The organism is Desulfomarina profundi (assembly GCF_019703855.1).
Lineage (GTDB): Bacteria > Desulfobacterota > Desulfobulbia > Desulfobulbales > Desulfocapsaceae > Desulfomarina > Desulfomarina profundi.
In genome coordinates this window covers 4,121,987-4,134,441 of the sequence record NZ_AP024086.1, presented here as the reverse complement: position 1 = coordinate 4,134,441, position 12,455 = coordinate 4,121,987, and the positions used below count along the sequence as shown (strand labels likewise).

Here is a 12,455-nt window from a genome sequence, read left to right as displayed (position 1 = left end):
CTTTGAGGGACAACAACATCTTTATTACACCTTAATTGAATCTATGAAACAATCATACGGCAGAAAGAATATTATCCTTACAGGATTCATGGGTACAGGAAAAACAACTGTTGGTAAAATCCTTGCACAAAAACTCAACCGGGAATTCATTGACACTGATCGCTTGATTGAAAAACGCCATCACCAGACTGTTTCTGAAATATTCAAAAACCTTGGTGAAAAAGCATTTCGCCTGATGGAAACGGAAGTCGCGAAAGAACTCGGACAGAAAAAAGAACTGGTAATATCAACCGGGGGTCGTCTGATGCTCGACCCGAAAAACACCGCAGCCCTGGGGAGTACCGGCCGTGTTTTCTCCCTGAGTGCTAAACCGGAAACAATTCTCTCACGACTGAAAAATGACCACCATCACTCCAGACCCCTTCTGGATGGTCCTGATCCACAAAAAAAAATCCTTCAACTACTGCACGAAAGAGCAAAGGGCTACCAACGTTTTATGACAATACAAACAGATGGAATCCAGCCGACTGAAATTGCAGACAGAATTCTCAACATCCTCCAGCGGGATTCCTGATTTTCCACAGCAGGAGTATTTTTGTTATTTATGATGATCTCGTAAAAAGTCGTTCAACGTTCTCAGATGGACTCTGGAAAAACTTCGATATACAAGGCGTGGCGGTGTCGTGTAAGCGCAGGCGTACATAGAGTACGTCGAGCATTACACGATCACCCCACAACGCAGTAAATCGGAGTTTTTACGAGTCCATCATTTATCAAAACAGATTTTCAGCACATCCGAAAAGGTGGCAACAAAATGTGGCGTAATCCCTTCCCGGATATGTTCCGGCAACAGGTCAAAATCTTCCCTGTTGTCCCTGGGCAGAATTACATCCCTGATCTTCGACCGTCTGGAGGCAATTATTTTCTCCTTCACTCCGCCAATCGGCATGACCAGGCCGCTGAGGGTCAGTTCTCCGGTCATGGCAATGTGAGGCCTGATCGGCAGATTCATGGCCAGTGAATAAAGAGCACAGGCCATGGTAATACCCGCTGACGGTCCATCCTTGGGAGTCGCCCCGGCCGGCACGTGGAGATGAATGAGATGTTTTTTGAAAAACTCACTCACCTCTTTATTATCACGAAAAAGGGAACGCACATAGCTATAGGCGATTTCCGATGATTCCACCATCACCTGGCCCAGTTGCCCCGTCTGTTTAAAACCCGGCTGGGCGGCGGGAATGGGAATGGATTCAATATGAAGAGTCGTTCCACCCATACTTGTGTAGGCCAGTCCCGTAATAACTCCGACCCGCGGTTTGCGGAAAGCATTTTCCTCGGCAAACAGTCTTTTGCCAAGCAGCTCCTGCAGATCATCTTTTTTGATCCTGATGTTTTTATCCGGATCTTTGATAATTTTCTTCACGGATTTACGCAGGATTTTCTTGATACAGTTTTCAAGCCCCCGAACCCCCGCTTCCCTTGCATAACCATCCACTATAGTCGCCAGAAGCGTCCGCGTCAGAGTAATCTGTTTTGGTGTCAGGCCATGTTCCCTCAACTGCTTTGGAACAAGGTGGCGTTTGGCGATTTCCACCTTTTCCTTGAGGATATAACCGGGAAGCTGAATCACCTCCATCCGGTCCATCAGAGGACCTGGAATGGTATCAAGCTGGTTTGCCGTACAGATGAAAAGAATCTTCGAGAGATCAAAGCGGACATCGAGGTAATGATCGAGAAAATCACGGTTCTGTTCAGGATCGAGAACCTCCAGAAGCGCAGAGGCAGGATCTCCCTGGAAACTTGCCCCGATCTTGTCAATCTCATCCAGCATGATCAATGGATTGGCAGTATTGCAGCTCTTGATGGCCTGAATAAATTTACCGGGCATAGCGCCGATATAGGTCCGGCGATGTCCCTTTATCTCAGCCTCATCCCGCATTCCTCCCAGGGAAAATCTGAAAAATTTTCGTCCCAGGCTCCTGGCCACAGACTGACCGATAGAGGTTTTCCCTACCCCTGGAGGTCCCTGCAGAAGAATAATTGTTCCGGAAAGATCACCCTTGACTTTGCCCACCGACATCAATTCCAGAATACGTTCCTTCACATCTTCCAGTCCGTAATGATCCTTATTCAGGATTCTAGCGGCCTTTTTCAGGTCATAATTATCTTTACTGTAAACACCCCATGGCAGAACAGTCAGCCAGTCCAGATACGTTCGACTGACATTGAATTCAGGTGAGGAAGAACCAAGGAGCCGCAATTTTTCCATCTCTTCCCTGACCTTTTCCCTTGCCTCATCGGAAAGTACAAGTTTTTTCAGCCGTTTTTCATACTTTTCCAACTCCGCCTGGGTATCATCCTTGGCCAACCCCAGCTCTTTTTTGATTTCCTGCAACTGTTGTTTTAAAAAAAACTCACGCTGCTGTTTTGAAAGCTGCTCTTCAATGCGCTTGGAAATTTTCGCCTTGAGCTTACTGATTTCAACTTCCTTCTTCAAAAGGATCAAAACTGCTTCAATCCGTTCGCGCACATCCTTGGTTTCAAGGATTTTCTGAATGTCCGAGCCGGAGGATGTTGTCATGGAGGCGGCAAAATCAGCAAGTGAACCGGGATCATTGACATTTATCCTCTCAATAAGAAGAGAAAGACCTTCCTTGAAAAGGGGATTGAGATTGACAAGTTCTTTGATACAATCGATTACGGCCACCGAATAGGCCTTCAACTCCTGTGTATTTTCAGGAACTTCTTCCTGCCAGTAGCTGACCTCGGCCACAAAAACGGAGTCTCTTTTCAGTAGAGACACAATATTAAATCGATCCATGGCCTGTCCCATCACCTGCAATGGTTCTCCGGGCTTGGGGGGAGAAACCTGGATAACCCGTACAGCTACGCCTACCCTGAAAAAATCCTCCTCTCCCTTGGGAGCATAAGCGAGCATATCATCAGCCGGTTTCAACAGAACAAGGCCAAAATAGAGTGGTGTATTATTTTTTACCGATTCCATGACGGTTTTCTGCATGGAAGGGTCATCCACCAAAATCGGCCCCATCATTTTAGGAAACATCGGTCTGTCATGGAGGGGAATAATCATCAGTTCATCGGGCAGTATCTCTTTGGCCAGCACCAGTGATTTTTCTTTTCCCTCTCCCCTTCCGACTGTGGATTTTCAATGCCGTCAGGAGTGAGTATGGTTGCCTTTTCGGTCATTTATGATCTCCTTATGAAATGATTGTATATATGAATCCTGTACACTTTGTATTTTTCTGATTTGCCTTAACACTCAGCCGGATAAAGCAAGTGTATTTTCAACCTGGCCGACTTTCACGGATAATCAGTTATAAATTTGCCGGAATAATTCCCGACTATCAACTCTCTATTCAGATAACAGGTATTTTGTATTATTCTTTTTAGTGCCTTACTCCTGAATTCCTGTCATAAAAAAACAAGAAAAGGGAAGGTGCTTTGAAATTAAATGGTTAGGTTTATTTCCATGGCACTTATACCCCCTTGCGGGGTGTTAGTAAAGATAATCATTTACAGCTCAAATAAAGCATTTTTTACTTATTCGAGGTATAATATATCCTCTTGAATTATCGTGACGACTCTTGTGTTTTGTTTTAATGATATATTGGTAAACTTGAACAGGCCTCATGCCCACCAGGCAACACACACCGATTCAAGGCATTGCTCTAATGATAATAGCATAATTCTATGGAAGTCTCGAAACTATGAATACAATTGATGCTCTGAAAACAAGAAAATCGACCCGTGCCTATCTCGACACCCCTGTCCCCAGGGAAAAGATTGAAGCTGTCCTTTCCGCTGCACGCCATGCACCATCAGGGACAAATGCCCAACCCTGGCAGGTGGCCGTGGTATCAGGCAGACAAAAAGATGAGCTGAGCCGGGAAATGGAAAACCTGTTTCGCAGTGGTGAAATGGGTGAAATGGATTACCAGTATTATCCTCTTAAATGGCCGGAACCTTTTAAAAGCAGAAGGCTTGCCTGCGGGCGCCAACTCTATTCTACCCTGAATATTGAAAGAAAAGACAAGGAGAAACGCTATGAACAGTGGGTGGCAAACTACCACGGGTTCGGAGCACCCGTCCTGCTGTTCTTCTTTCTTGACCCCGTTATGCAGACCGGATCTTTCCTGGACTACGGTATGTTCCTGCAATCCATAATGCTTGCGGCCGTGGAAGAAGGCCTTGCCACCTGCTCCCAAGCGGCACTCGGCCAGTACCCGGAACTCATAAAAAAAAGACTGGGCTATCCCATGGACCACATTCTCATCTGCGGCATGGCACTTGGATATGAAGACAAGAACGCGCCGGTCAACAATTATCGTACACCAAGGGAGGAACTTTCAGTTTTTACCCGGTTTTTTGACTGATTTTCACAAAGGAAGCACACATGTTTACACTGACAGACATATGCAACATCGCAATACAGATTGAGGAAAATGGTGCCGAAACTTATCGTCGGGCAAGCGAAGGCGTGCAAGATCCCAAACTTGCCGAAATTCTGATATGGATGGCACGCGAAGAAGAAAAACATGCCCGATGGTTTGAATCAATCCGATCAAACCAGACTTTATCTACTGAACAGAAGGAAATGGCTGCCATAGGCCGCTCCCTCCTGACAGATATCATGAAAAGCAACACGTTTTCCCTGGATCGTGAAAAACTTGAAGAGGCGAGCAGTTTCACAGAAATTCTCACGCAATCCATTGAATTTGAGCAGGATACAATTCTCTTTTATGAAATTCTCCTTGATTTTCTCGACAACGATGAAACACGTGAAAAACTCGAAATGATTATCAGGGAGGAACAGAACCATATCAAAAAACTCGAAACCCTTGCTGATCGCTCCTGCGCAGTTGAGGGATAATCATTCTCAATATCCAGAGGAAAACAATGAACTGGAAAAGCAGTATGATCCACCGATTATTACTCTTTTTTCTTCTGTTCGCGCCATGCGCTCTGCTGGCTTCGGAACCCTTTCCTCCTGCCGCGGAGCAGAGGGTTTATGTACCTGCCTATTCCCATATTTATCACGGGAACAAGGAAATTCCCCTGCTTCTTTCAATTACGCTGAGTATCCGCAACATTGATCCCAGACATTCCCTGACGGTAACCACGGTGGATTACTACGAAACCCAGGGAAAACTACTGAAACATTTCCTTACCGAACCGGTTGTTCTGTCCCCCATGAGTTCCACGCGTTTTATTGTTCCCCAGAAGGATACTACAGGAGGATCCGGAGCAAATTTTATTGTGTCATGGAAGGCAGAAGAAAAAATAAATCCTCCCATCATTGAATCAGTCATGATCGGCACCCAGTCCCAACTTGGCATTTCATTCACTTCAAGGGGAAGAGCCATCTTCTGATGATGAAAGCATTGAAAGTGTGGTCAGGCGGATCTTAAAAAGCAAATGAATACCTGCAGAATATGTCTTTCTCAAAATACTGTTGCAGGACAACCATAAGGAGATCCCATGGATAATCTGCGATATATAAAAAAACTGCAGGTTGGAGCAGAAACTTACAACTACTTTGACCTCTCCGAACTCTCCCGTCAGGGCCTGGGCAGCATCTCCAGACTGCCGTACTCCATACGTATCCTTGTCGAGAATCTATTGCGTAAATATGACGGAACTATTGTAAAAGCTGAAGATCTTCAGGCAATCGTTAACTGGGAAAAAAAATACGATACTCCGGTTGAAATACCCTATCACCCTGCCCGTGTCCTGATGCAGGATTTCACCGGCGTACCAGCGGTTGTGGATATTGCGGCAATGCGTGACGCGGTAAAAGATCAGGGGGGAGATCCTGCCAAAATCAATCCCGTTGTTCCAGTGGAATTGGTCGCCGATCATTCTGTTCAGGTAGACTACTTCGGCACCAGCAACAGCCTCACTCAGAATGTGGCCAGGGAGTATGAAAGAAACGGGGAACGTTACAAGCTCCTGAAATGGGCCCAGATGAGTTTTGACAATTTTAAGATCGTCCCTCCCAACTCGGGGATCTGTCACCAAGTTAACCTGGAATACCTTGGCCGGGTTATTTTTACCCGGAAAGATAAAGAAGGGATCCTGGCCTATCCGGATACTGTTGTTGGCCTCGACTCGCACACACCCATGATTAACGGTATTGGTGTCATGGGCTGGGGCGTGGGAGGAATAGAGGCTGAGGCAGTCATGCTTGGCCAGCCCTACTATATGCCGATCCCGGAAGTCACCGGGGTTCGTCTGACAGGTAAACCAGAGAAGGGGATCACGGCAACGGACATTGTACTCACCTTGACACAACTGCTGCGTCAACACGATGTGGTGGAAAAATTTGTAGAATATTTCGGACCCGGAATGAGCAACCTCTCCATACCAGACCGGGCAACAATCTCAAACATGACACCGGAATACGGGGCTACCCTCGGTTTTTTTCCGATTGACGAAAAGACCATCGACTACCTGAAAATGACGGGTCGTCAAAAACAGGCAGCACTGACCGCCGCCTATGCTCACGCCCAGTCTCTTTTTTACGAAGAAAATGATGAGAGAGAATACAGCACGGTCATAGAGTTTGACCTGTCCTCGGTCGAACCTTCCCTTGCCGGACCGGCACGCCCGCAAGATCATATTCCTTTGAGCGGAATGCAATCGGCATTTGCAGAAACAACAACTGTTCGCGGGAAACAATTCCTCATCACCCTGAACGGTCGGAAGACAACCATTCAAGATGGCTCTGTTGTCATAGCAGCCATCACGTCCTGCACCAACACCTCAAACCCGTATGTCCTCCTTGGCGCCGGTCTTCTGGCCAGAGAGGCCGTAAAAAGGGGATTGACGATTCCGCCCCATGTGAAAACCTCGTTTGCACCAGGCTCAAAGGTTGTCAGTAACTATCTGGAAGCAGCCGGCCTCATGCCCTATTTTGAAGCTCTCGGCTTTCATATTGCCGCATTCGGCTGCACTACCTGTATTGGCAACAGTGGGCCGCTCCATCCTGAGCTTGAAGAACTCATCAGAAAAAACGATTTAAACGTTGCTGCAGTTCTCTCAGGTAACCGCAATTTTGAGGCGCGCATCCACCAGCGAATCAAATCCAATTTTCTCGCCTCTCCTCTTCTGGTCATGGCCTTTGCTCTAGCAGGACGGATAGATATTGATCTCACCACTGCTCCCCTGGGGACCGACCCCAATAATCAGCCGGTTTACCTCGATGACCTCTGGCCCGATCAGGACGAAACAGAACAATTTGTTCAGCAATTTGTCACAAAAGAGCGCTTTGCGAAAGAATACGCCTCAATCTTTGACGGAGACGATTTCTGGAAAAAACTCGACAGTGTGAAAAGTACAACCTATTCCTGGGACGAGGAATCAACTTACATCAAAAAGCCACCATTTTTTGACGGATTTACCACAAGTCCCCCACCTCCTGAAGATCTGGAAGGTGCCCGGGCCTTCCTTCTGCTGGGAGACAGTGTCACCACTGATCATATCTCCCCGGCAGGGGCAATACCAGAACACTATCCTGCCGGACAATACCTGCTTTCGAACAATATTGCCGTAAAGGACTTCAATTCCTACGGATCCAGAAGAGGCAATCATGAAGTTATGATGCGGGGAACATTCGGCAATATCCGTATAAAAAACAGGATGGTTCAACCCAAAGAAGGTGGATTCACACTCAAGTATCCGGAAAACAAAGAATTATTTAATTATGATGCAGCCATGCAATATCTCTTGGAAGATATCCCGCTTATTGTTCTTGCCGGTAAAGAATATGGAACCGGATCATCCAGGGACTGGGCCGCGAAAGGAACCATGCTGCTTGGCATTAAAACCGTCATTGCTGGTTCCTACGAAAGAATTCACAGAAACAACCTGGTCGGTATGGGGGTTCTGCCCCTGGTATTCAAAGATGGAGAAGATCCTCAAAGCCTTGGACTGGACGGAACCGAAACATATTCCATTCATGGTCTTTCCGGGATGGGACCGGGGGAAGAACTTCAGGTTATTGCGAACAAAGATGACGGAACCACAATCCGCTTCCAGGTGATTTCCCGTCTGGATACGGCCATTGATTTAGCTTACTACCGGCATGGCGGGATTCTGCCCTATGTCCTGCGACAGTTTCTCTCCTGAAAAAAGAGTAGGGTACTGGCCAGGCTATGTAAGGAAAAGGAGGAGTTGGCGAGGCTCCCGGAGACAACCCACATAAAACCTGATCAGTACCCCGCCCTGCCGGCTGGTACATTTTCCATTCTCAAAAAAAAATCCCCGAATCAAAATAAATTTTGATTCGGGGATCCCTGATTTTTCCTCGAACAAGTGAGCTCTCATCTCTTTCCACGGAGAGGACTCATTATATTATTTCAGACAGGTATTCTGACTCCCGGATCTTCCTACTTGTTGCGCCTTCCCCTCTGCCATCAGCAGAAAGTGACATCCTGCAACGTTCGTCCCCGGTTACAGCGGCGGGCCCGTCCCGGATTCGCACCGGGTTCCCTTTTCAACTCGTTAAGAGTATCTGAAAATTAAATTAAATTAAATTAAAAATACCAGCTTCACTTTTTAAAGTCAAGCGGCCTTTTGCGGTATTCCAATTTCATCAATCAGTTTTTTCAACTCCGGTTTTCTCTCGAGAATCAGCTCCTTTATCGTCTCAGCAAGGGAGTGGTCCGAATGAACACTTACAAAATCAAAAGCCTTGACATAATTGTTTTCCACAAGCACCTCAATCATTTTTCTGACCTTAGGATGATCAGGTGCAACATCAAGAATGAAAATGATTGCATTAGGTGTCAGTTTTTCGATTACAGCATCATCAGTTATATTGTAGATCCCATCAAAAATACTGGCCACCTGGGGATGATCCATTTTCTCCTGAAGAAGCAGCAGGGCAATATTCGGATCCCGGTCAAACATTGCCTTGATGATGGCCTTTGAATAAACGTTCTCCGGATCAGCAGTAATAAAATCGTAAGCATTGGTCAGGTTTTTTACCGCCAGTGCCGTAGTCAATTCATCGGCGAGGGGATGATCCGGAATAATTTTCAGCATGTAGGCAATAACATCGGATTTCAGTTCCTTGATATAATCCTTTTCTACCTGACGCATCCCCCGAATAATCGCATCCCTGCCGGAATGACCCGGCATACGTTCCAGTACCTTGACAGCACTGGAATAACTGAGCCCTTTCAAACTCTGGGGTGTTGTGGAATACATCTGGCCAATAAGAATTTCCGCCTGGGGACTGTCCGGATACTGCTCGATAAATTCAAAGGCACGGTCGAAATCCCAGCCTGTTATCGGTCCGGTATGATTGACAACAGCTTCAAACTCCTCCATCATCCGCTGCGTCTCCTCACTGCTCAGATCCTGTACTTCCTCTGGGTCAGCAACCTTTTTCCCGGCTATTTTTTCACGAATTTTCCGTAAAAGTCCACCGTTGTCTTTTGATTTATCATTTTTCATATGGTTCATTCAGTCGTAGTGCAGGCAGCCCTGCGACAATTCCTCATGTAAGACGGTCCGAAACACTTTTCCGGAGTCGAGTCAACACTCATTCACCCGAGGATTTCTTTTACGTATCTCCCCCAGGAAGCCATACATCATTTCGTTTTCAAACATCATTTTGTTATATTACAATAATAAAAGACGACTTGCAAATCACCATCCATGAGTTAAATTCAAATATTATGATTACCTCGAAAGATTTTCTTCACCTTCTGAGATCCTCTTCCACCAGGAAAAAACGTCCCGATGGTTCGCCATATAATTCCCTGAGTGTAGAAAAAGTATTATATTTGGCAGGGAAAACAGATAAATCGCTGAAAGATATTGAACTCGCCGCCCTGGAAAACGACATCATCCCGGAACGGTATTGCCGCAACCAGACTTCTATCTCCAACGAGGGCCAGAAAAGACTGCTCCAGTCCCATGTTGCAATCATCGGACTCGGAGGACTGGGAGGGACCGTAACGGAAATACTGGCCCGTATCGGAACAGGCAGAATGACTCTTATTGACGGTGATATATTTGATGACAGTAATCTCAACAGGCAGCTTCTCTCCACTGTTGACTACCTCGGCACTTCCAAAGCCTCAGCCGCTGCCAGGAGGGTTGGAAAAATTAATCCGGCGGTCGAAACAATTCCACACGACACCTTTTTTACTGCAGAAAACGGAGAGAACCTGCTGAAGGATGTAGATCTGGCCATAGATTGCCTGGACACTATTTCCTACCGCTTCACTCTTGAAAATATCTGCAAGGAGTTAAATATTCCCATGGTTTCAGCCGCCATCGGAGGAAGCTGCGGCCAAGCAACCGTGATTTTTCCGGAAGATCCCGGACTGAAGCTGATCTACGGCGATCAGGATAAAAAGACAGAACGGGGTATAGAGGCAACACTTGGAACCCTGCCCTTTGCTGCTGTCTACATGGCCGCAGTGGAATGTGCAGAAGCTGTAACCCTGCTCCTTGGCAGAAAGCCTGAGCTGCGAAAAAAACTTTTTCTCGCCGATACCAGGGAGCATACGTCAGAACTTATTGACTTTACCTGAAAACGTGTTACCTAGTGTCTGTCCAGAAATGAGATTTTTTGTTCGAGCTCAGGTAAGCGTAAACTCCGAGGAGCATGGAAAAATAAAAAACTCAACACTTCAGGCATATACGAGCATTTTTATTTTTAGCCCGCATTTCTCATAAAACTCAATCAGGTTGAAGATGTCAGGCTGAGTTTCATACGTCAACAGGAGCAATAATGAAAGTTGGAATTATCGGCCTGCCGCAGACAGGAAAAAAAACCCTTTTTCAAATTCTCACCGGACATGAGCTGAGAGAACAGTCCGGTGAACCAAAAGCCATTCCCGGAACCGCTGATATACTCGACCCGCGTTTTGACAAGCTCGTCTCCATGTATGCCCCTAAAAAAGAAGCGAGGGCCCGAATAGACCTGGTTCTCCTGCCGAAAATTGAACAGGAAACAATCAGCAGGGGAACTATTTTCAATGACATCAATGATGTCGACGCGATCTGCCATGTTGTCCGTGCCTTTGAAGATGATGGAATTTACCACGTTGAAGGGAGTGTTGATCCCCTGCGGGATGCGGAAGCCATCAATGGCGAACTGCTGATGCATGACCAGATATTTGTGGAAAAACGCATTGAGAGGCTGAAATTATCCCTGAAAAAAATCAAGGACAAGGAGCAGGAAAAGGAACTTGCCCTGATGGAGCGCCTTCTCACCCACCTCGAGGAAGAAAAACCCCTGCGTCTCATGGAATTTAATGAAGACGAAGAACTGCTCACCAGAAGTTATCCGTTTATCACCAGGAAAGAACTTATTCTCGTATTCAACGTCGACGAAGACAGTATTAACGACAACAAACTCCTGGAAGCAATACAAGCTGTCTGCGAAAAAGATAAAATAAAGGCCATGACGGTCTCAGCCCAGGTGGAATCAGAAATAGCACTCCTTGACTCAGAGGAAGAAAAAACCGAATTTCTCGAAGACATGGGTATAGAAGAACCCGCTCTGGAAATACTGACCCGACTCTGCCTGGAGGCACTGGGGCTTGTCTCTTTTTTTACAGTCGGCAAGGATGAGGTGCGGCAATGGCTGGTTCGTCGTGGCTCCCCTGCTCCAGTAGCTGCGGGGGTGATTCATTCCGACCTGCAGAGGGGATTTATCAGGGCAGAGGTCATGAAATATGATGAGCTGCTCACCCATGGCAGTGAAGCGGAGTTAAAAAAACAGGGGAAAATGTACCTCCAGGGTAAAGATTACACTGTGGTTGACGGGGATATTCTCAATATTCGTTTCAAGGTTTAACCAGCGGCAGCTCCACCAGGCAACTCGCAAGGGTTCGCTTGGGAACATGGTGCACTCCCTCTTCATCCCGCCAGTATCTGACGGTTGAATTATTGCTGCACTCCTCAATAACAACGGTTTCCCTCGGTTTTCCCAGGGCAATAACCAGGGAGATTGTTAAACGAACGGGGATGTCAAATAAACGACTCAGCCCAGCACCGATTGAAGCAATCCTGCACCCACCGATCCCACACTGCATCGCACCGAGCAGGATATTCTGAGTGGCAATTCCCAGGTCAAACTGCGCTTCCGCCTCCGACCCTGCCAACCTCTCTTTATTCAGCAGACAAATAATATAGGCAGCCGGTCGCTCTCCAGGCACCGGCCCTTTCCAGTCCGCCAAGTATCCTGCCCACCCCAGGAAAGGGAAAATTTTTTCACATACTTCCGGGTCATTGACAACCATATATTGCCAGGGCTGACTATTTCTGGCAGAACCGCCCAGTCGTGCCAGGTTTACCAGGTCATGCAGAAATTCACCCTGGATTCGATGGTCCTGGTAAAATTTTCGATATGTCCTCGTCACTTCAACAAGTTTTTTCATGGGATCCTCAACTGAAATCACATTCATTCAATC

The 12,455-nt window shown here is 46.7% G+C and carries 10 protein-coding genes and 1 riboswitch; of the genes, 7 read left to right on the top strand and 3 right to left on the bottom strand.

Going from position 1 to position 12,455, the window contains the following annotated elements; genetic code table 11:
• Window positions 1–43 precede the first annotated feature (43 nt).
• Window positions 44–574 (top strand): shikimate kinase, encoded by a 531-nt coding sequence (locus LO777_RS19030; RefSeq protein ID WP_228855396.1) that lies wholly within the window; start codon window positions 44–46, stop codon window positions 572–574.
• Between the two features lie 192 nt (window positions 575–766).
• On the opposite strand, the gene lon is transcribed toward LO777_RS19030, so the two are convergent.
• Window positions 767–3,091: an endopeptidase La gene (lon, locus tag LO777_RS19025; protein WP_456237681.1), complete on the bottom strand. Its 2,325-nt coding sequence runs from the start codon at window positions 3,089–3,091 to the stop codon at window positions 767–769.
• 637 nt (window positions 3,092–3,728) lie between these two features.
• Between lon and LO777_RS19020 the strand changes: the two genes are divergently transcribed.
• The 4 genes from LO777_RS19020 to acnA all read left to right on the top strand — a co-directional run bounded on the left by LO777_RS19020 (window position 3,729) and on the right by acnA (window position 8,148).
• Window positions 3,729–4,394, top strand: a complete 666-nt coding sequence (locus tag LO777_RS19020; protein WP_228855395.1) for a nitroreductase — start codon at window positions 3,729–3,731, stop codon at window positions 4,392–4,394.
• A 20-nt stretch (window positions 4,395–4,414) separates the two neighbouring features.
• The gene (locus LO777_RS19015) at window positions 4,415–4,891 is read left to right on the top strand and encodes a ferritin family protein (RefSeq protein ID WP_228855394.1); all 477 of its coding nucleotides are present in this window, start codon (window positions 4,415–4,417) and stop codon (window positions 4,889–4,891) included.
• A 26-nt stretch (window positions 4,892–4,917) separates the two neighbouring features.
• Complete coding sequence (locus tag LO777_RS19010) at window positions 4,918–5,391, top strand: DUF3124 domain-containing protein (protein ID WP_228855393.1); 474 nt, start codon at window positions 4,918–4,920, stop codon at window positions 5,389–5,391.
• A gap of 108 nt (window positions 5,392–5,499) precedes the next feature.
• Complete coding sequence (gene acnA / locus LO777_RS19005) at window positions 5,500–8,148, top strand: aconitate hydratase AcnA (protein WP_228855392.1); 2,649 nt, start codon at window positions 5,500–5,502, stop codon at window positions 8,146–8,148.
• Window positions 8,149–8,364: 216 nt separating this feature from the next.
• Window positions 8,365–8,552: riboswitch (cobalamin riboswitch) on the bottom strand.
• Window positions 8,553–8,583: 31 nt separating this feature from the next.
• On the opposite strand, the gene LO777_RS19000 is transcribed toward acnA, so the two are convergent.
• The gene (locus tag LO777_RS19000) at window positions 8,584–9,480 is read right to left on the bottom strand and encodes a hypothetical protein (protein ID WP_228855391.1); all 897 of its coding nucleotides are present in this window, start codon (window positions 9,478–9,480) and stop codon (window positions 8,584–8,586) included.
• A 224-nt stretch (window positions 9,481–9,704) separates the two neighbouring features.
• Here LO777_RS19000 and LO777_RS18995 point away from each other — a divergent pair, with 224 nt between their 5' ends.
• Window positions 9,705–10,568, top strand: a complete 864-nt coding sequence (locus LO777_RS18995) for a HesA/MoeB/ThiF family protein (RefSeq protein ID WP_228855390.1) — start codon at window positions 9,705–9,707, stop codon at window positions 10,566–10,568.
• A gap of 200 nt (window positions 10,569–10,768) precedes the next feature.
• Window positions 10,769–11,839 carry a redox-regulated ATPase YchF gene (ychF, locus tag LO777_RS18990; RefSeq protein WP_228855389.1) on the top strand — a complete coding sequence of 357 codons (1,071 nt, stop codon included), beginning with the start codon at window positions 10,769–10,771 and terminating at the stop codon, window positions 11,837–11,839.
• On the opposite strand, the gene LO777_RS18985 is transcribed toward ychF, so the two are convergent.
• On the bottom strand, window positions 11,829–12,422 hold the full coding sequence (locus LO777_RS18985) for a nitroreductase family protein (RefSeq protein WP_228855388.1): 594 nt from the start codon (window positions 12,420–12,422) through the stop codon (window positions 11,829–11,831). The two genes, ychF and LO777_RS18985, sit on opposite strands and share 11 nt — an antisense overlap.
• Window positions 12,423–12,455: the final 33 nt, after the last annotated feature.

Bases quoted from the DNA above. Each gene is read 5' to 3' on its own strand.
- LO777_RS18995 (WP_228855390.1), top strand. From the start codon at position 9,705: ATGATTACCTCGAAAGATTTTCTTCACCTTCTGAGATCCTCTTCCACC.
- LO777_RS19020 (WP_228855395.1), top strand. From the start codon at position 3,729: ATGAATACAATTGATGCTCTGAAAACAAGAAAATCGACCCGTGCCTAT.
- LO777_RS19030 (WP_228855396.1), top strand. From the start codon at position 44: ATGAAACAATCATACGGCAGAAAGAATATTATCCTTACAGGATTCATG.
- LO777_RS18985 (WP_228855388.1), bottom strand. From the start codon at position 12,422: ATGAAAAAACTTGTTGAAGTGACGAGGACATATCGAAAATTTTACCAG.
- lon (WP_456237681.1), bottom strand. From the start codon at position 3,091: ATGATTATTCCCCTCCATGACAGACCGATGTTTCCTAAAATGATGGGG.
- LO777_RS19015 (WP_228855394.1), top strand. From the start codon at position 4,415: ATGTTTACACTGACAGACATATGCAACATCGCAATACAGATTGAGGAA.
- LO777_RS19010 (WP_228855393.1), top strand. From the start codon at position 4,918: ATGAACTGGAAAAGCAGTATGATCCACCGATTATTACTCTTTTTTCTT.
- LO777_RS19000 (WP_228855391.1), bottom strand. From the start codon at position 9,480: ATGAAAAATGATAAATCAAAAGACAACGGTGGACTTTTACGGAAAATT.
- acnA (WP_228855392.1), top strand. From the start codon at position 5,500: ATGGATAATCTGCGATATATAAAAAAACTGCAGGTTGGAGCAGAAACT.
- ychF (WP_228855389.1), top strand. From the start codon at position 10,769: ATGAAAGTTGGAATTATCGGCCTGCCGCAGACAGGAAAAAAAACCCTT.